Origin of the sequence: Phenylobacterium sp., assembly GCF_036495085.1 — a bacterium.
Lineage (GTDB): Bacteria > Pseudomonadota > Alphaproteobacteria > Caulobacterales > Caulobacteraceae > Phenylobacterium.
In genome coordinates this window covers 45,869-64,520 of the sequence record NZ_DASXNL010000098.1, presented here as the reverse complement: position 1 = coordinate 64,520, position 18,652 = coordinate 45,869, and the positions used below count along the sequence as shown (strand labels likewise).

Below are 18,652 nucleotides of genomic sequence, written 5' to 3'. Positions count from 1 at the left end.
CGTCGATCGCTTAGCCTTTTCGCTGGCGATCTAGGGGACGGGACGTTGTTTAGAGGGAAATTAACCCATATTATGCTGCGAGCATAAACTGGGATAAGGTTCTTCGATTTGGACGCACGCCAGAACCCCTATGCGCCTGGTGCCGGTACGCCGCCGCCGGAACTTGCGGGGCGTGACGAGATCATCGAGCGTGCGGCGGTCGCGCTTGATCGCATCCGTGCGGGCAAAGCTGCGCAGAGCGTCGTCCTCTATGGTCTGCGAGGGGTAGGCAAGACCGTCCTTCTCAATCGAATCCGCCTTGACGCGGAAGCCCGCGGCTTCGCCACAGTCCGGATCGAGGCTCCGGAAGAACGCTCTCTGCCGGCGCTGCTGGCGCCGGCGCTCCGGACCGCCCTGTTCAGGCTCCGCCGCATTGACGCGGTGAAAGACGGCATCAATCGCGCCATGAACGCCCTTGCAGGCTTCGCGCGCGGTCTGAAGGTCAAGTACGCCGATATCGAGCTTGGCCTTGATATCGACCCCGAAGGTGGGCTCGCCGATAGCGGCGATCTCGACACGGACCTCGCCGATCTCATCACCGTGGTGGCCGAAGCCGCTGCCGAGCGCGACACCGCGGTGATCATTTTCATCGACGAGCTGCAGTACGTTCCTCAGGACCAGCTCGCCGCCCTGATCATGGCGCTCCATGTCGCCAACCAAGCCCAACTGCCCGTCACAATGGTGGCGGCTGGCCTGCCCCAGCTGATCGGCTCCATGGGCCGGGCGAAGTCCTATGCCGAACGCCTCTTCGAATTTATTCCCATCGACCGACTGGATGACCAATCTGCTCGCGCCGCGCTTTGCCTCCCGGCGCAGCGTGAAAAGGTCGAGTTTACGGACGAGGCGACCCGCTTCGTCCTCAGCCAGAGCGGCGGCTACCCTTATTTTCTTCAGGAATGGGGCAAGCACAGCTGGAACGTGGCGGACAACTCGCCCATCGACGGTGAAGACGCCCGGCGAGCGACCGATGAAGCCTTAGCCGATTTGGACGCCAGTTTCTTTCGGGTGCGGTTCGATCGGCTGACGCCCGCAGAGAAAACCTACATGCGGGCCATGGCCGAGCTTGGCCCCGGACCGCACCGGTCTGGCGACATCGCCGATGCACTGGGTCGAAAGGTCACCGCCGTCGGGCCGATCCGCAACGCCCTCATCGCCAAGGGCATGATCTATAGCCCCGCCCACGGCGACACGGCGTTCACGGTGCCGCTGTTCGACGAATTCATGCGACGGATCATGCCGGGCCCATCAGCTACCGCACGGCCGCCGACATCCTGAAGGAAGCTGACCAGCGAGGAATGCGGCGCGCATTCTTTGTGACGGCGCTGCTGCTCGAAATGGAAGCGGGCGACCAGGCCGCAAGCGGCGCCGGAGGCCTGCATGCGCGCAGTTCCAGTGGGAGCACATCCGGGGGCAGGGTGATCAGGGACCGGACGTGGGCGAGGTTGCGGCGCGCGGCGTAGGGTCTGGCGGCGGCGTGCAGGATGACGCCGGCCAAGAGGGCGCGGGCTTCCTCGTTCTAGTGCGCCTCGCTGACCTGCTCCGGAGGGTCGTGCAGGCTTGCGGCGCCCTCGCCGGCGTCGATGTCGTCGGGGTCGAGGCTGGCCAGCGGGTTGAAGGCGGCGGGCGCCTCGCCGGTCACCTGGAAGAGGTCGAGGACGTGCACTTGCCGTAGCGCCGCCGGGTGGCGGCGCGGACGTTCTCGCCCTTGGGGTCGATGCAGAGCACCGCGCGATCGACGGTGAGCAGGTTGGGGATGATCGCGCCTACGCCCTTGCCGGCCCGCGTCGGGGCGATGGTGAGCGGGTGTGCTGGGCCTGCGTAGCGCATCAGCCAGCCGGCCTCGGCGCGACCGATGATCAGGCCCTCGCCGGAGAGCTCGCGGCGCGCATCGCGTTGCGTCCCGAAGGCGGCCGAGCCGTGCAGGCGGGAGGGCCGGGACTCGGCCTTCCAGCGCAGGTAGCCGGCGCTGCCGCCGGCCAGGCTGGCGGCAATCAACAGCGGGGTCTGCACGAGGCCCGGCGGGTGCACTGCGAGCCCCATCAGCCCTACCGCACAGTTGCCGGCGACAACGCCGCCGCCCGCAAGCTTGAGGAGCCGCGGGAGGCCAGCCACGACGGCTGCGAGCTGGGCCGCGAACAAGGGACGCCGGGCGGCGAGCGCGGTCTACGGCAGTTGCTGCCTGTTGATGAAATCGAACATCGGACGGTAAGGGCGGCGCCGACAATTTTCCTGCCACTTAACCGCCACACATCTCGCGTTATCCAGCAAGCGATTGTGGCGACTCTCGACGTGCTAGCTCCCGGCGCGCCGGTGTGTCTCGCCTCCGCGAGGTTCCTTGGCGGGGGTCGCTTGGCGTAGAGGAGGGGGCATTGAAATCAGTCTGGGCGCCGAGCTCCGGCCCGGCCGCCGATGGAGTTCTCTGTTCGGGGACGCGCGACGGAACGATTTCGCTCTTGCGTTCACGTTTTTAAACCACCTCCCACCTATCGTCACTCACGACATGGGGCAGACGGCACTCAGCGCGCATGAAGATATTTAGTTTCCTGACGAATCAGCCCGACAACGTGCTGACCCGCGCGCTTTCCGATGGGAAGCATCCGTTCGCCGTGGCGGCCGCGTTCAGCTTCTTCTCGAACGTGCTTTACCTTGCGCTGCCGCTCTACACCTACCAGGTGTACGGCCGGGTGATGGTCAGCCAGAATGTTCCGACGCTGGTTGTTCTGACGTTGATCACCTTGTTCGTGTTCGCGATCTCCAGCGCCATCGACGACTACCGCGCACGAATTCTGATCAACTATGGGGTGGCGCTCGATCAACGGGTTTCGGGCAAGGTGTTTTCGGCCCTGTTCGACGCCTCGGTCCGGGGAGACCCGAGCGCCAGGGCCCAGGCGCTGCGCGACCTGGACCAGTTCCGTCAGACCCTCACCGGGATCGCCGCCGCCGCGTTCTTCGACCTTCCGTGGATTCCGGTCTTTCTGGTGGCGCTCTACATCATTGATCCGGCCGTCGGCGTCGTCACCACGATCGGGGCGCTGGTCCTTTTGGGCCTGGCGCTCCTGCAGGAGCGGATCATCCGCCCGATCCAACGTGACGCAAGCGACGCCCAGCTTCGCAGCTATGCCTTCACCGACGCGGCGCTTCGCAACGGCGAGGTCGTCCGGGCTATGGGCATGCTGCCCACTCTGGGCGCATCATGGGCCGCACACCGTGCGGTGACCATCGAACGCGGAGCCGCCGCGGCGGAAACGGCCAACGCCTTCACCGACACGATCAAGGCTGTCCGCATGGGCATCCAGGTGCTGATCATCGCTATCGGCGCCTACCTGATCATCAAGGGCAGACTCCATCAGGGCATGTTGTTCGCCAATATGATCCTGGCCAGTCGCGCGCTGCAGCCGATCGAGAAGATCGTCGGCTCATGGGACCCCCTGAACAATATGGTCAGGGCGCACGGCCGTCTGATGCAACTCCTGTCAAAAGCCGAGCCTTCGCAGGCCGCTACGGCGCTGCCTCGGCCGCGGGGACGGCTCACGGTGGAGGCGCTGAACTACGCACCCCCCGGGGGCAGCAAGCTGCTGCTCGGCAATATAAATTTCAGCCTCGAACCTGGCGAGACACTCGGGGTGATCGGACCGTCGGGCGCGGGCAAATCGACTCTCGCGCGGCTGCTGGTCGGGATCTGGAGACCGGTGAACGGCATCGTGCGCCTGGACGGGGCGGACGTCTTCTCCTGGGACCGCGCGGATTTCGGACGCCACGTGGGCTACCTGCCCCAGGACACCGAACTGTTCTCCGGTACGATCCGTGACAACATCGCCCGCTTCCGCTCCGGCGTAAGCGACGAGGAGGTTGTTAAGGCCGCCCAGCTCGCCGGGGTCCATGAACTGATCCTGCGATTACCGAGGGGCTACGAGACCGACGTTGGCGACGGCGGCCACACGCTGTCGGCCGGCCAACGCCAGCGCGTGGGCTTGGCCAGGACAGTGCTGGGCAGTCCGGCGTTCATTGTGCTCGACGAACCCAACGCCAGCCTGGACGCCGAGGGCGAGGATGCGCTGCTGCAAGCTCTGGATGCGATGAAGGCCAGCGGCGCCACCGTGGTGATCATCTCGCACAAGCCCAGCATCTTCCGCGCCGCGGACCGAATGCTCGTTCTGCGCGAAGGCCGAATCGAACTGTTCGGGCCGCGCGACCAAGTCATGGCCCGGCTGATGAAACCGACCGAAATCCGCGCTGTCGAGGCCAGCCGATGAAACTTGACCTGACCCCGGTCCGCTCGTCCTACATCGCGCCGACCTTCGATGGCGACGAACGTCTGCCGGTCGACCCGGAGCTGCAGCGGCGCATGCGCCGGCCGATGATCGCCGGCGCGACCCTTATCGGCGTATTGGTTGTCGGGCTTGGCCTGTGGGCCTCGCTTGTGCCGCTTGCGACGGGCGTCACCGCCCAGGGGGAGGTGCGGGTCGAATCTAATCGCAAGACCGTCAGGAACCGGGACGGGGGCACGGTCCGCCAGATCCTGGTCCAGGAAGACCAGCACGTTCGCTCCGGCCAGCCGCTGATGATGTTCAACGACGTCGAGCCGCGCGCCGCCTACGACATCCTGCAGAACCAGGTGGACAGCCTTGAAGTGCAGTCGACCCGGTTCACCGCCGAGGCGACCAACCGGCCGACCCTCGAATTCCCTGCAGATGTGATGGCCCGCATCTCCGACCCGCGGGTCGCCGGCATGATCCGCGACCAGCAGTTCCTCTTCACGACCCGCGCCGAACTCTTCCAGAGCCAGAATTCAGTGCTCGCCCAGCGTCTCGACCAGGTGCAGACCCAGATCGAAGGGCAGCAGGCGCAAGTGGCCTCAGTGGACGAGCAAATCCAGCTCACCGACGAGGAAATGGCCGGCTACCAAAAGCTCTATGACCAGGGCTTCGCCCCCAAGCCGTTGATTCTGCGCTACCAGCGCTCGCTGGCCGACCTGAAGGGACGGAAGGGTTCGCTCGTTTCCGAAATCGCCCGCCTCCGCGAGCAGGCCGGCGAGACGCGCATGCAGGTTTCCGCCAATCGCGACACCCGCACGAGCCAGGCGGCCGAGGGCCTTCGCGACACCCAGACCAAGCTTGCCGACACGATGCCCCGGCTTGCCGCAGCCAAGGAGTCCCTCGACCATACCGTCGTTCGTGCGCCGGTGGACGGATTCGTCTTCAACCTGACGCAGTTCACGGTCGGCGGGGTCACCGGTCCCGGGGAAGTGCTGATGGAGGTCGTGCCGGCCAATGCGCCGATCGTCGTCACAGCCCAGATTCTACCCAAAGACATCGACAAGATCAGAACCGGCATGGATGCGCAGGTGCGGTTCACCGGCTTGAACCAGCGCTGGCACGGTCCTATGGCGGCCAAGGTGGTGCTGGTTTCGGCCGACAAGATCGTCAATGAAAAGGCCGGGACCTCCTACTATCGCGCCGACCTGAGGATCGACTCCAAGGAGCTCACTAAGCTCAAAAAGAGCGCCCAGATCAGCCCTGGGATGCCCGCTCAGGTGATGGTGGTGACCGGTGAGAGGACGATCATGGGTTCTCTGATCTCCCCCATCACCGACACCCTGCACGACGCGCTTCGCGACTGACGGATAACCTCGCCTGTGGTGGGCTAGGACGTCGGGCGCCTTGCGGATTTGCCGCGCCTGAACCGCCATTTTAGCGCCAGCACCGCGCCGGCCATCAGGAGACAGAGCGTATTCGACAGGACCACCGGCCAACTGCCGATGAGGGCGCCGCAGGTCGTCCACAACGAGAACCCCGCGACGGTCACCAGGTACATGCGAAGCGAAACCTCGGAGGCGTCGCGGTCCCGCCAGATCTTGATGATTTGCGGCAGGCAGCTGGTCATGGAGCAAAGCGCCGCCACGGTCCCCCCGGTGTCAGGCAGGAGATTACCAATCGTCGATCCGCTTCAGCGATCAGAGTTGGGCGACAGGGGTCATAAGGAGGGTAACCGTCGCGCACACGCCCGGTTGCGCGCCGACGAGCTGCGATCGGCATGGAGCCTGCGCTCGCGGCGCGCAAATCCGCGAACCCCTCATGGTGAGCGCCCGCCGACCCGTAGGGGCATTTGAACAGCCGCAGTTGCAAAGCTGCAGCTCCTTCTTTCGTTCGCCGCACCTTTCGTCACTGAGCTGTCACAGGACTGCGGATGCTAGGGTCCATGGACGGAGATTCGCCACTGCCCGCCGATTCCAAACTCTATGCGGCCCTAGTCGACGCTCTTCCGGATCCGATCCTGGTCGTGGCGGGTTCGATCCGTGACGATCTGACGGGACGGCGCTTCATTCTCGCCAACGCGGCGGCGCGCGAGTTGCTGCGCCTCAAGGCCCAGGAGGGTAACCTTCTGTCCGCGGTCCGCGACCCTGAGGTGCTGGGGGCGGTGGACAGGGCCTTGTTCGATTGCGCCGATGCCGACGGCGTCTACGAAACGACGGGCGCCCAGTCGCGAAGTCTCCGTGTCCGCGCCCGCTCCCTGGGGCCCGGCGGCGACGGGGTCCCACTGGCCCTGCTGACCTTCCACGATGAGACCGAAGTCCGGTTGGTCGAGCGCACGCGCGTCGATTTCCTGGCTAACGCCAGTCACGAACTGCGCACGCCCTTGGCTTCCCTCTCCGGCTTCATCGAGACCTTGCGGGGCCATGCGCGCGACGACCCGGCTGCCCGCGAAAAGTTCCTGGGGATCATGCAGGCGCAGGCTGACCGGATGGCCCGCCTGATCGCAGATCTCACATCGCTGAGCCGGATCGAACTCGATGAGCATGTCCCGCCACGCGGCGTCGTCGACCTCGCGCTCGTGGTCGGAGAGGTGGTCGAGGCGGCGGCTCCCCTCGGCGCGCAACGCGGGGTGAAGCTGGACTGGCGGCCCTGCGCGGCCTGTGAGGCGAGCGTGCGTGGCGAGCGTGATCAGATCGTTCAAGTGGTCCAGAACCTGCTCGACAATGCGATAAAATATTCCCCCGACGGCGCTGTTGTGCGGATTGAGATGCAGACCGGCTTGACCGAGCTTGCCGCGGCTGCGAGCCACGAGGGCGCGCCGCGCCTCTCGCTCGTGGCGCCGGATCCATCGCCGCAGATCTACGCCAGCCTGCGGTTCGTCGACCTTGGACCAGGCATCGCGCGCCAGAACCTGCCGCGCCTTTCCGAACGCTTCTATCGCGTCGACGGGCAAAAGAGCGGCGCCAGGTTCGGCACCGGTCTCGGCCTGGCGATCGTCAAGCACATCATCAACCGCCACCGCGGTGGTCTGGTGGTCTCCAGCGTCGAGGGCGAAGGCAGCACCTTCACGGCCTATTTTCCGATGGCGGCCGACCCGCAGGGCGTCGTCAAAGCGTCATGACACTGTAGCATAGGGACGTCGCGCAGCAGGTGGCGCGCCCAGGGCGAGGCGGATGAACGAGCACATCGTCAAATCCTACGAAGACGAGTTGAACAGCCTTGCGGCTGAGTGCGTGCGCATGGGCGGTCTCACCGAGGCTCAGGTGGCGGACTCGGTGAACGCCGTGGTCAAGCGCAACCAGGAACTGGCGGCCGCCGTCGTACTGCGTGACGACAAGCTCGATGAAGCCGAGCGCGATATCGAGCGCAAGACGATCCGGCTGATCGCTCTTCGACAGCCGGTGGCCGATGACCTGCGCCGCGGCGTTGCGGCGATGAAGATCGCCAACAACCTCGAACGCTGCGGCGATCTCGCCAAGAACATCGCCAAGCGGACCCTGGTGATCATCGAATCCGACCCGCTGACCCCGCTGACGAGGTCGATCGAGCGGATGGGAAAGCTGGTGCTGGGCAGACTATCCAGCGTGCTTGACGCCTACAGCCGCTCCGACCTGGAGCGCGCGCTCGCGGTGTGGAGCCAGGATGACGAGGTCGACGAGCACTACAACTCGCTGTTCCGCGAGCTCCTGACCTACATGATGGGCGATCCGCGCACGATCACCGCCTGCGCGCACATGTTGTTCGTGGCCAAGAACCTGGAGCGGATAGGCGACCATGCCACCAACATCGCCGAGATCGTCCACTACCAGATCACCGGCGCCGAGATGATCGGCGGCCGGCCCAAGACCGACGACTTGCAGGCTTGAGGCGCGCATGCAGATGACGCCTTACGTCCTGGTGGTCGAGGACGAGGATTCACTGGCGACCCTCTTGCAGTACAACCTGCAGAAGGAGGGCTACGACGTCGGACTGGCCGGCGACGGCGAGGAAGCCCTGCTGCTGGTCGACGAGCGCCTGCCCGACCTTATCGTGCTCGACTGGATGCTGCCCAAGATATCCGGCATCGAGGTTTGCCGCAGGCTGCGCCAGCGCAATGAGACCCGCAACGTGCCGATCATCATGTTGACCGCGCGCGGCGAGGAAACCGACCGGGTGCGCGGCTTGGACACCGGCGCCGACGACTACGTCGTCAAGCCTTTCTCGATGACCGAACTGACAGCACGCCTGCGCGCCGTGCTCCGACGCATCCGACCTGGCCTTGCAGAAGACCGGGTCCGGCGCGGCGACCTTCTGATCGACCGCGTGGCGCATCGCGTGAAACGCGCCGGGCAGGAGATTCACCTCGGCCCCACGGAGTTCCGCCTGCTCGACTACCTGATGCAGCATCCCGGCCGGGTGTTCTCCCGCGAGCAGCTGCTCGACGCCGTCTGGGGCTCGGATGTCTATGTCGAGGCTCGCACCGTCGACGTTCACATTGGCCGACTCCGCAAGGCGCTGGGCGTCTCAGAGGCCGACGATCCGATCCGCACCGTCCGCTCCGCAGGGTATTCGCTCGATCTGGAGGGCTGAGGCGCGGGCCGCTATGATGCGGCCTGGAGAACGCCGATGCTCAAGCTGGACCATGTAGTCTTCCCCGTGCGCGATGCCGCGCGCACCCTGGCCTTCTACCGCGAAACTCTGGGCCTGCCGCTGACCGCGGCGCTGACTGGCGACGACTGGGACGGCTATCCCTGGCTGATGATGATCTTCGGACTGGAGGGCGGCCAGGAGATCGTCGCCGTGGCCTTGGCCGGCGCGCCTGCGCCCGACTACCGCGGCGTCCCGATCGACGCGCGCCACTACGCCTTGGCCTGCAGCGACGAGGCGGAATTCGAAGACTGGCGCGCGAAACTCCGGGCCGCAGGCGTCGACCACTGGGAAGAAACCCACGGGGATCGGCGCTCGACGTATTTCGCCGATCCGGACGGGGTGATCCTGGAGATCACCTGCCCGGCCTCCGCGGCTCGACCGCTCGACCGTCCGGACGCCCTGCACAAGGCCAAGCTCTGGATGTCCAGGATCTCGGCCCCCGCCTGATCCCCGCCGCAGAGCTGGTCCTTGACCACAGCAGCGGCGCGCGCGAAACGCCCAGCCCATGAACATCCTCCTCGTGGGCTCCGGCGGGCGCGAGCATGCGCTGGCCTGGAAGATCAAACAGTCGCCGCTCCTGACCCGGCTTGTCTGCGCACCGGGCAACCCCGGCATGGCCGCGATCGCCGAGACCCGCGATATCAAGGCCACCGAGGTCGTTCGCCAGGTCGCTCTCGCCAAGGAGATCGCCGCGGACCTTGTGGTCATCGGCCCGGAGGTGGCCGTCGAAGCCGGGCTCGCCGACGCTCTTGAGGCTGAAAATATCCCCTGCTTCGGTCCCAGCGCCGCGGCAGGGCGCCTGGAGTCGTCCAAGGCCTTCACCAAGGCCTTCTGCGATCGCCACCATCTGCCCACGAGCGCCTATCGGATCTGTGACGATGCGGATACGGCGAAGGCGGCGCTGGACCATTTCGCCCCGCCCTATGTGGTGAAGGCCGATGGGCTGGCTGCGGGCAAGGGGGTGGTGATCGCCCAGGACCGCGCGGGCGCCGAAGCCGCCATCGACGACGCCTTCGGGGGCAGCTTCGGCGCGGCCGGCGCCCGGGTGGTGATCGAGGAGTACCTGGAGGGCGAGATCGGCTCGCTCTTCGCGCTCTGCGACGGCAAGGCCTCCATGCTGTTCGGCTGGGCCCAGGACCACAAACGCGCCTTCGATGGCGACGAGGGGCCCAACACGGGCGGGATGGGCACCTATTCCCCAGCCCCCGTCTTCACCTATGACCTCGTCGAGCAGGTGCGCACGCGCCTTGTCGAGCCGGCGTTCAAAGGCATCGCGGCCGACGGCGCGCCCTATCGTGGCGCGCTCTTCGTCGAGCTTATGGCCACGCGGCACGGTCCCAAGCTCGTGGAGTTCAACGCCCGCTTCGGAGACCCCGAATGCCAGGTGCTGATGCTGCGGCTTGAAAGCGACCTTGTCCCCTACCTGATCGCCTGCGCGACCGGCCGGCTGAACGAGATGCCCGAACCGAAGTGGCGCGACGAGGACGCGGTTTGTGTGGTCCTGGCCACCGACGGATATCCGGGTCCGGCAAAGGCGGGCAGCGTGATCCGCGGCCTGGATCGCGACTTTGGCCCCGACGTGGTGGTGTTCCATGCAGGGACCTCGGCCGGCGCCGACGGCGCGATCCTGGCCGGCGCAGGGCGCGCGCTGAACGTCTGCGCGACGGGCGAGGACCTCGGCCAGGCGCGAGAGCGCGCCTACGGCGCTGTGGCCCTGATCGACTGGCCACAGGGCTTCCACCGTACCGATATCGGTTGGAGAGCGCTCGGCCGCTGATCGCCGCCTTGCTCCGGCGCGCTCCGCGCCGGTAAAGTGGGTTCAAACAGTTGTAAGGGGAACGCCATGGCCGACGTCGTCGACGCCGCCGAGCAAGAGCGCGAGGCGCTGAACACCGGCACCAAGCCCGTTGCGGAGACCCACAGATTCGATGAGGCCTCGCTCGCCCGCTGGATGACCGCCAACGTGGCGGGCTACGCCGGCCCGCTTGAAGTGCGCCAGTTCAAAGGCGGCCAGTCGAACCCGACCTATCAGCTGATCACGCCCGGCAAGAAGTACGTCCTGCGCCGCAAGCCACCGGGCAAGCTCCTGCCCTCAGCTCACGCGGTCGACCGCGAATACAAGGTGATCACCGCGGTCGGGACTACCGGCTTCCCTGTGGCCAGGACCTACGGGCTCTGCACCGATGATGCGGTCATCGGAACCTGGTTTTACATCATGGACATGGTCGAGGGCCGGATCCTCTGGGACCAGACCCTGCCGCAGTACGAGCCGGCCGAGCGGCACGCGATCTTCATGGACAAGATCAAGACGCTCGCCGCCCTGCACAACACCGACTACGAGGCCATCGGCCTCTCAGACTATGGCAAGCCCGGCAACTACATGGGCCGTCAGGTCGATCGGTGGACGAAGCAGTACAAGGCCTCGGAGACCCGGCTCATCCCGGAAATGGAGCGGCTGATCGAATGGCTGCCCAGGACCCTGCCGGCCCAGGAGCGGACCTCGATCGTGCATGGCGACTACCGCCTCGACAACATGATCTTCCATCCGACCGAGCCCAGGGTGATCGCGGTGCTCGACTGGGAGCTGTCGACGCTTGGGGAGCCCCTGGCCGATTTCACCTACCTGCTGATGAACTGGGTGAACGGCTCGATATCGACGATACCCGACCCGAAGGCGCATGGGATCCCAACCCTGCAGGAAACGGTGGACTACTACTGCAGCCTTACGGGCCGCACCGGCTTGCACGACCTGGACTGGTTCTTCAGTTACAACGCTTTCCGGCTCGCCGGCATCCTTCAGGGGATCGTCGGGCGGGTGCGGGATGGCACCGCCAACAGCCCGCACGCCGCGCAACAGGCCGATCGCGTCGTCTCCCTTGCCCAGGCGAGCTGGCGCTTCGCGGAGAAGGCCGGCGCGCTCGCCTAGGGACCGATATTTTTCAGCAAGGCGTCGAACGCCGCGGGGTCGTCGAACTCCGCGCGCACCGGCCAGGGCGTGACGCGCGCTTGCCAGTGCGGCGGCAGACGCACCCAGTCCTTTTCGGTGGTGATCAGCCCCGCCCCGAACTGCTGCGCGCGTTCGGCCAGTCGCGTCAGCGTCGCTTCATCGTAACCGGCGTGGTCGGGGAAATCGGCGAAGTCGGCGAGTTCGCAGCCTGCAGCCTGCAGGGCGCGCTCCACCTTCCAGGGCTTGCCGACGCCGGCGAAGCCGACCTGCGGCCCGGGTGGCATCGCTGCGGCCGGCCGCAGATGAGCGACCATCAGCGGCGGCCCGCGAAGCTGATCCTCAAGCTCCGACTCCGTCGCAGCAAGGTCGGCAGGCAGCAGGACCAGCACCGCGTCGGCTCGGCGCAGGCCAGCGCCAAGGGGTTCGCGCATCGGGCCGGCCGGGAACACCCGCCCGTCGCCGAACGGCCATTCGTCGCCGCGGGTCTCCCCGTCCACGACGACAAGCGATAGCGCCTTCTTCACAGATGGGTTCTGGTGGCCGTCGTCCATGACGATGACCTCCGCGCCGGCTTGCGCCGCGGCCCTGGCGCCGGCAGCGCGGTCGCGCGCGACCCAGACCGGGAAGTCGCGGGCCAGCATCAACGGCTCGTCGCCCACCTCGGCGCTGGTGTGCCGCGCAGGATCGACCCGCACAGGACCTTCGAGACGCCCGCCATAGCCCCGCGACAAGAGGTGGACCGCCCGGCCTTGCCTTGCCAGGCGCTCCGCTGTCGCCCGCACCACCGGCGTCTTGCCGGCGCCCCCCACGGTCAGGTTACCGACGCAGATCACCGCGACACCCGGATCGAAGGGCATCGTCCGGGCGATCCGTCGCGCCGTGACGGCGGCCCAGATCCACGAGATCGGCGTCAAGAGGGCGCGCGTCGTGGGCATTCCGCCGCGTCGCGCGCTCGTTTCGCGCGTATACCACCAACGAGGCGTTGCGAGCTTCATGCGGGCAGCAGGGGTTCGATGAGCGTAAGCGCGGTTTCCATCGCCGCGCCTTGGCGTTCCGCATAGAGGGCCGCGGCCTTGCCGAGCCCGCGGGCCATCTGGGGACTGTCGAGCAGGCCGCGCAGGTGGCGGGCCAGGTCCGGGGGGTCGAGCGCCTCGATGGCCGCGGTCTCGGCGAACATTCCAGCGTAGATGTCGCGGGCGTTGAAGACGTGAGGGCCGGTGACGATAGCGGCCTTCATCCGAGCGGCCTCCAACGGATTGTGGCCACCGATCCCGTCGATGAAGCTGCCGCCCATCACCACCGCGTCGGCTGTTGTGTAGAAGGCCCCAAGCTCGCCCAAAGTGTCTACGACATAGGCGGTGGTCGCCGCCTCGAGCGCCTCGCCGCCGGCGCGGCGTGCGACCGGGAGGCCAAGGCGCTGCAGCTCCGCGGCGACCTGCGGGCCGCGGTCCGGATGGCGCGGGGCCACGACCAGCACCGCCGCCGGGCCCTCCCGTGTCGCCGCCAGGAACGCCTCGGCGATCAGGGTCTCCTCGCCAGGGTGGGTGCTGGCCGCGAGCACAATCTTGCGGCCGCCGGCCCAGGCCTTTACGGCCCCAGCCAGCGCGTCATCCACCGGCGGCGCCTCGCCGACAAGCTTGAGGTTGAGGTGCGGTCCCACCCGGGCTCCCAGGCGGGCCAGGCGCTCCTCCGTCGCGGCGTCCTGCGGCAGGACAAGGTCGAAAGCCTTTAGCAGCGCGCTGGCCGTCACGGGCGCCCGGCTCCAGCCCTGCGCACTGGTCTCAGTCATCCGCGCCGAAAGAAGGGCGAGGCGCACGCCGCGGTCCTTGGCGGCCAGGATCAGGTTCGGCCACAGCTCGCTCTCCACGAGAAGAGCCGTCGCCGGCCGCCAGTGGTCGAGAAAATGTCTCGCCGCTCCGGGCGCATCGATCGGGGCGAACTGGTGGATCACGCCTGGGGGCAGACGTTTGGCGAGCACCTCGGCGGATGTGACGGTGCCCGACGTCACCAGCAGGACGAGATCCGGCCGCCGTGACCTCAGGGCTTCGATCAGCGGCAGCAGCGAAAGGCTCTCGCCGACGCTGACCCCGTGTAACCAGACGAGCCCCCCGGAAGGCCGCGTCGTGACCGAACGTCCAAGGCGCTCGATCGCGCGACCTGCATCTTCCTTGCCGATGCGCGCGCGCCGTCGCAGCAACGCCGGCGCCAGCGGCTCAAGAAAGCCGGTCGCCGCCGCGTAGAGCGCTAGCGGAAGGGTGCGCGGGGTGCGGCTCACACCACCCCGGCAGGCGCCAGCCGGCAGGCGGTGTCGGCGTCGGTCTCCACCTGCAACGTCGCGTGGCCTATGTTGAAACGAACGGCCAGCCCCTCGCAGGCGGCATGCAGGAAGCGATCTCCGTCGTCGTTCGCCGGCCGTATTACGTGGGCGGTTAGCGCTGTCTCGGTCGTGCTCATGGCCCAGATGTGCAGGTCGTGGATTTCCTCGACGCCCGGCAGGGCGGCCAGCCACGCGCGCACTTCGGCCACGTCGATGCCGCGCGGAGCGGCGTCCAGGGCGAGGTTCACCGAATCGCGCAACAGGCCCCAGGTGCCGAAGACGATGAAGACAGCAATGGCAAGGCTGAGCGCCGGGTCGATCCATTGCAGTCCGGTCAGCGCAATGATCATCGCACCGATGACCACCGCCACCGACACCGCCGCGTCGCTCGCCATGTGCAGGAAGGCCCCGCGTACGTTCAGATCGCCCTTGCTGCCGCGCATGAAGAGCAGGGCCGTGGCGGTATTGATCACCACGCCCAGCGCGGCTGTCAGCATGACCGTCCTGGTGGCGACGACGTGAGGCTCCCCGAGCCGCTGAATTGACTCCGAGACGATCGCTCCGATCGCCAGCAGCAGGAACACTGCGTTGGCGAGGGAGGCAAGGATGGTCCCCTTTCGCAGGCCATAGGTGCGCCGCGCGGTCGGCGCGCGCTTGGCGAGAATGGTCGCGCCCCAGGCCAGCAGCAGGGCCAGAACGTCGGAGAGATTGTGACCGGCGTCGGCCAGCAGCGCCATCGAGCCCGCCCAGAACCCGGCGGCGACCTCGACGGCCACGAAGAGGGTGTTCAGCCCGACCCCGATGGCGAAGGCCCGGCCCATGTCGGCGGGAACATGATGGTGATGGTGGCCATGGCCGTGGCTGTGGCTGTGCCCATGGTCATGGCCGTGCCCATGATTGTGGTCATGAGGGCCGTGGTCGTGGTCGTGGTGCGCGTGGGCCATGCTGCGCCTATGTCTCACCGCCTGCGGGCGGGATCAATGCGGCGTGCCGCCGACCAGGGCCTCGGCGCGACGCGTGACCGCCGACAGCCTGGCCGACCAGTCGACGATCAGGGCGCTGACAGTCGCTTCGTCGGCATCGGGCGGGACGTAGAGCGGGCCTTCCCAGACCACCGCCCCACGGCCGAAGGGGCTCGCGAACACCACCTTGTCCCAAGTGTCGAATTGCATCGCGGGTTTGGCCGCGATGCCCATAAGGAAGACCGGTTGCTTCGACCGTCTGGCGATCTGCAGGGAGCCGGCGGCGATCACTTCGTTCGGGCCGCGCGGGCCATCGGGCGTCACCACCAGCGCACCCCCCTCGGCGACGTGGGTGACCGCCTCACGGAAAGCCACGACAGCCTGGCGCGCCTTGGCTGTGTCGCCGGGCTTGGCCGTGGAGATACGGATCGCCGGAAAGCCCGCCATGGCGAGGGCCTGGGCGATGAACTCGCCGTCCGCGGAGGGGGAAATCAGCGCCTTGGTGCGCTTGCGCCACCACTGCGGCGCGGTGGCCAGGCAGAGCGGGATGCGGCCGTGCCAGAAAAGGGCGATGGCGCCGGCGTCGCCGGCCAGGACCGATTCGACGCACTCCAGGTTCTCGTGGCGCCAGCGCACGGTCGCCAGGATCAGCCGGATATAGACGCCCAGCATCCAGCCGAGGAACGCCTGCACCGCGTCGCTGCGCAGCAGCTTCTTCAAGCCGCCGTCTCCGCCGCCCCGTGGGCGTCCCCGGGGGCGTCTGCGAAGGCGTCCAGGTGCTGGCTGGCCGCTAGGCGCGCATAGAGGCCCCGCTTGCGTACGAGGCTCTGGTGGTTGCCGGTTTCGACGATCCGGCCCTGGTCGATGACATAGATGCGGTCGGCCCCGCGCACCGTCGAGAGCCGATGGGCAATCAGGATCGTGGCGCGGCCGGCCATGAGTCGGCTGAGCGCGGCCTGCACCTGGGCCTCGCTTTCGGTGTCGAGCGCGCTGGTGGCTTCGTCCAGCAGCAGAATCGGAGCGTCCTTGAGGAAGGCGCGCGCAATGGCGATGCGCTGCCGCTGGCCGCCGGAGAGACGCGCACCAGCCTCGCCAACCTGGGTCTCATAGCCCTGAGGCAGCGTGAGAATGAAGTCATGCGCTGCGGCCTCGCGGGCCGCCCGTTCGATCTCTTGCTGCGAGGCGTCCGGGCGGGCGTAGGCGATATTGGCGCGGATCGTGTCGTCGAACAGGAACGGTTCCTGGGTCACGAGCGCGATCCGGTCGCGCAGCGAGGTCAGGGTCACCGAGCGTACGTCGTGGCCATCGACGGTCACCCGGCCCTTGGTGGCGTCGTAGAAGCGGGGGATCAGGTTCAGGATCGTCGTCTTGCCGCCGCCGGACGGGCCGACCAGGGCGACAGTTTCCCCTCGTTGGACTTCGAAGCTGACGCCGGTCAGGGTTGGGCCGCCGTCGTCATAGGCAAAGTCCACTTTCTCGAAGACGATGTCGCCGCGGCCCGGGGGCAGCGCTTGCGCGCCCGCTTGCTCGCGGACCTCCGGCTCGACGTCCAGCGCGGCGAACAGCCGCCGTGCGGCGGCCATGCCCTCGGCGAACACGGTCTGCTGGTTGGCGAGCTGGCGTAGTGACTGCGAGGCGACGCCAAGGGCCAGGATGAAGGCGGTGAAGGCGCCGGGCGTCATGTGGTGGTGCAACGAACGCCAGCCGGCGTAGGCGAAGACGCCGGCTGTGATCAGCGTCATCAGGAGCTCGGTCGCCGGGGCGGCGAAGGCGCGGGCGTTGGAGCCCTTCACCAAATGCCGCTGGCGGCGGCTCACCACCTCGGAGACCCGCTCCTCTTCGTAGGCTTCGCGGTTTTCAATCTTCACCACCCGCACGCCGTCCAGGCTTTCCATGATCGCGGTGGAAAGCGCCGAGGTCTCGGTCATCGCACCCTTGGCGGCCTTGCGGGTCCGCTTCGAAAAGCGCCGCATGATCGCGCTCGCCCCGGGCGCCGCGATGATCATCACCAGCGACAGAACGAGGTCGTTGGAGATCATCACCGAGATGGCCCCGATCACCTGCAGCAGGTTCTGGGTGTAGGTTACGATCCCCGCTGTCGAGGCTTCGCGGATCAGGCCCGCGTCGTAGAGGACGGAGGAGACATAGGCGCCGGTATGCTGGCTGCGCAGCCTGGCCAGATCGGCGCGCACCAGCTTCCCGAACAGCTGCACCTGGACGTCGGCGACGACACCGTTGCCGATCCGGTTGACCATGGCGGCTTGCGCGATCGCGGCGATGGCGCGCACCACGGCATAGGCCACGATGTAAAGCGGCCACCGGATGATGGCGTGCGCTTTGTGGAACACCAGCAGATCGTTCGTCGCTGGTTCCACGACCTGCACGAGCATGCTCGTGCCGTAAGCCACGACGACAGCCGCAACGATGGCGGCGACGCAGCCCTTCCACCGCGGCGCCAGGTACACCCGGGCCACCCGGCTGATCAGGGCTCGGGCGGAAAGCTCAGGCTTGGCGCGTTCGCTCATAGGGCTGGGGTCGTCCGATGCGGGAATGAAGTCAAGCGGGCGGGTCGTCACGGCGGCCGAGCGCCGAACGCCGGAATCTGTCCGGATTCGCCACGCCCAGCCTTGTGAAGCTGAGACCTGATGGCGCTGGTCAGTCCAGGGGCGCCACGACGCTCTGGCCCGAAAACACGGGCCGATCCGCGCCTGCCGCGGTCCAGCAAAGGGACGTCGCCGCGGCGCCTGAGCCTCGGTCCTTCCGTGGCCGCGACTCTGCGGCGGCTTCCGTCGGGGAGCCTCGCGCACTAGGTAGGGCGCAATGACGATCGCGCCGACCGACCCCGGATTCGACCTCGCCACCCCGTTCGGGCGGTTGAAGACCTATGCCGATTACCTCTGGAACGATCACGCCTACCTGAGGCTCGGCTTCCAGAACGCCCACTGGATCTCCGACGAGCTCGTCCGCACCAACCAACCCTGGCCGCACCAACTTGCCGCCTGGAAGGACCGCGGGATCAAGACCATCGTCAACCTGCGGGGCGGCTTCGACGCCAGCTTTCATGCGCTGGAAAAGGACGCCTGCCAGCGGCTCGCCCTGGAGATGGTCGATTTCACGATCACCTCGCGAGAGGTGCCCAGCCGCGAGCGGGTGCTGGGCGCCAAGCGGCTCTACGAGACCATCGCTTATCCGGCCCTGATCCACTGCAAGTCGGGCGCGGACCGGGCGGGGATCATGAGCGTGTTCTATATGCATTTCCGGCAGGGCAAGACGATCCGCGAGGCCATGGACCAGCTGGATCTGCGCTACCTGCACGTGAAGCAGGGCAAGACCGGCGTGCTGGACTACATCTTCGAACGCTACCTTTCGGAAGGCGAGCCCGCCGGGATGTCGTTCCTCGAGTGGGTCGAGAGTCCGATGTACGACCCGGTCGGCATGAAAGCCGATTTCCGCGCCGGCATGCTGGGCTCGGTGCTGACCGAGAAGCTGCTGCGCCGCGAATGAC

Annotated in this window: 18 protein-coding genes; 10 read left to right on the top strand and 8 right to left on the bottom strand. The window is 67.2% G+C overall.

Translation table 11 applies throughout. The annotated features are described in order from the left end of the window. The first annotated feature begins 108 nt into the window (after positions 1–108). Positions 109–1,314 (top strand): ATP-binding protein, encoded by a 1,206-nt coding sequence (locus VGI62_RS11690; protein ID WP_331504665.1) that lies wholly within the window; start codon positions 109–111, stop codon positions 1,312–1,314. Positions 1,315–1,555: 241 nt separating this feature from the next. Here VGI62_RS11690 and VGI62_RS11685 read toward each other — a convergent pair whose 3' ends face one another. Both VGI62_RS11685 and VGI62_RS11680 read right to left on the bottom strand, forming a co-directional pair. After that, positions 1,556–1,702: a hypothetical protein gene (locus VGI62_RS11685; protein ID WP_331504664.1), complete on the bottom strand. Its 147-nt coding sequence runs from the start codon at positions 1,700–1,702 to the stop codon at positions 1,556–1,558. Continuing rightward, positions 1,675–2,151 (bottom strand): type IV secretory system conjugative DNA transfer family protein, encoded by a 477-nt coding sequence (locus VGI62_RS11680; protein ID WP_331504663.1) that lies wholly within the window; start codon positions 2,149–2,151, stop codon positions 1,675–1,677. Before VGI62_RS11680 ends, VGI62_RS11685 begins: the two co-directional genes overlap by 28 nt. 413 nt (positions 2,152–2,564) lie before the next feature. On the opposite strand from VGI62_RS11680, the gene VGI62_RS11675 reads away from it, so the two are divergent. Both VGI62_RS11675 and VGI62_RS11670 read left to right on the top strand, forming a co-directional pair. Beyond that, positions 2,565–4,292: a type I secretion system permease/ATPase gene (locus VGI62_RS11675; protein ID WP_331504662.1), complete on the top strand. Its 1,728-nt coding sequence runs from the start codon at positions 2,565–2,567 to the stop codon at positions 4,290–4,292. Beyond that, positions 4,289–5,659, top strand: a complete 1,371-nt coding sequence (locus tag VGI62_RS11670; protein WP_331504661.1) for an HlyD family type I secretion periplasmic adaptor subunit — start codon at positions 4,289–4,291, stop codon at positions 5,657–5,659. The genes VGI62_RS11675 and VGI62_RS11670 overlap by 4 nt, the downstream gene beginning before the upstream one ends. A 23-nt stretch (positions 5,660–5,682) precedes the next feature. Here the strand turns inward: VGI62_RS11670 and VGI62_RS11665 are convergent, their stop codons facing one another. Beyond that, positions 5,683–5,940 (bottom strand): SemiSWEET family sugar transporter, encoded by a 258-nt coding sequence (locus VGI62_RS11665; RefSeq protein ID WP_331504660.1) that lies wholly within the window; start codon positions 5,938–5,940, stop codon positions 5,683–5,685. Positions 5,941–6,237: 297 nt separating this feature from the next. Between VGI62_RS11665 and VGI62_RS11660 the strand changes: the two genes are divergently transcribed. From VGI62_RS11660 to VGI62_RS11635, 6 genes are all read left to right on the top strand, one after another. Next, complete coding sequence (locus tag VGI62_RS11660) at positions 6,238–7,413, top strand: ATP-binding protein (RefSeq protein ID WP_331504659.1); 1,176 nt, start codon at positions 6,238–6,240, stop codon at positions 7,411–7,413. Positions 7,414–7,465: 52 nt separating this feature from the next. Further along, the gene (phoU, locus tag VGI62_RS11655) at positions 7,466–8,158 is read left to right on the top strand and encodes a phosphate signaling complex protein PhoU (protein WP_331504658.1); all 693 of its coding nucleotides are present in this window, start codon (positions 7,466–7,468) and stop codon (positions 8,156–8,158) included. A gap of 13 nt (positions 8,159–8,171) precedes the next feature. Continuing rightward, positions 8,172–8,861 carry a phosphate regulon transcriptional regulator PhoB gene (gene phoB / locus VGI62_RS11650; RefSeq protein ID WP_331504666.1) on the top strand — a complete coding sequence of 230 codons (690 nt, stop codon included), beginning with the start codon at positions 8,172–8,174 and terminating at the stop codon, positions 8,859–8,861. A gap of 36 nt (positions 8,862–8,897) precedes the next feature. Beyond that, positions 8,898–9,368: a VOC family protein gene (locus tag VGI62_RS11645; RefSeq protein ID WP_331504657.1), complete on the top strand. Its 471-nt coding sequence runs from the start codon at positions 8,898–8,900 to the stop codon at positions 9,366–9,368. A 58-nt stretch (positions 9,369–9,426) separates the two neighbouring features. Then, complete coding sequence (gene purD, locus VGI62_RS11640; protein WP_331504656.1) at positions 9,427–10,698, top strand: phosphoribosylamine--glycine ligase; 1,272 nt, start codon at positions 9,427–9,429, stop codon at positions 10,696–10,698. Positions 10,699–10,764: 66 nt separating this feature from the next. Next, positions 10,765–11,847 (top strand): phosphotransferase, encoded by a 1,083-nt coding sequence (locus tag VGI62_RS11635; protein ID WP_331504655.1) that lies wholly within the window; start codon positions 10,765–10,767, stop codon positions 11,845–11,847. Here the strand turns inward: VGI62_RS11635 and lpxK are convergent. The 5 genes from lpxK to VGI62_RS11610 are packed head-to-tail and all read right to left on the bottom strand — an operon-like array spanning position 11,844 to position 17,672. Next, complete coding sequence (gene lpxK, locus VGI62_RS11630; protein WP_331504654.1) at positions 11,844–12,863, bottom strand: tetraacyldisaccharide 4'-kinase; 1,020 nt, start codon at positions 12,861–12,863, stop codon at positions 11,844–11,846. The two genes, VGI62_RS11635 and lpxK, sit on opposite strands and share 4 nt — an antisense overlap. Continuing rightward, complete coding sequence (locus VGI62_RS11625; protein WP_331504653.1) at positions 12,860–14,143, bottom strand: 3-deoxy-D-manno-octulosonic acid transferase; 1,284 nt, start codon at positions 14,141–14,143, stop codon at positions 12,860–12,862. Before VGI62_RS11625 ends, lpxK begins: the two co-directional genes overlap by 4 nt. Further along, positions 14,140–15,129 carry a cation diffusion facilitator family transporter gene (locus VGI62_RS11620; RefSeq protein WP_331504652.1) on the bottom strand — a complete coding sequence of 330 codons (990 nt, stop codon included), beginning with the start codon at positions 15,127–15,129 and terminating at the stop codon, positions 14,140–14,142. The genes VGI62_RS11625 and VGI62_RS11620 overlap by 4 nt, the downstream gene beginning before the upstream one ends. 33 nt (positions 15,130–15,162) lie before the next feature. Next, entirely contained in the window at positions 15,163–15,867 is a 705-nt protein-coding gene (locus VGI62_RS11615; RefSeq protein ID WP_331504651.1) for a lysophospholipid acyltransferase family protein, read from the bottom strand. After that, on the bottom strand, positions 15,864–17,672 hold the full coding sequence (locus VGI62_RS11610; protein ID WP_331504650.1) for an ABC transporter ATP-binding protein: 1,809 nt from the start codon (positions 17,670–17,672) through the stop codon (positions 15,864–15,866). The genes VGI62_RS11615 and VGI62_RS11610 overlap by 4 nt, the downstream gene beginning before the upstream one ends. Positions 17,673–17,967: 295 nt before the next feature. On the opposite strand from VGI62_RS11610, the gene VGI62_RS11605 reads away from it, so the two are divergent. After that, positions 17,968–18,651, top strand: coding sequence for a fused DSP-PTPase phosphatase/NAD kinase-like protein (locus VGI62_RS11605; protein ID WP_331504649.1), 684 nt, complete (start codon positions 17,968–17,970; stop codon positions 18,649–18,651). The last annotated feature ends 1 nt before the right edge of the window (position 18,652 follow it).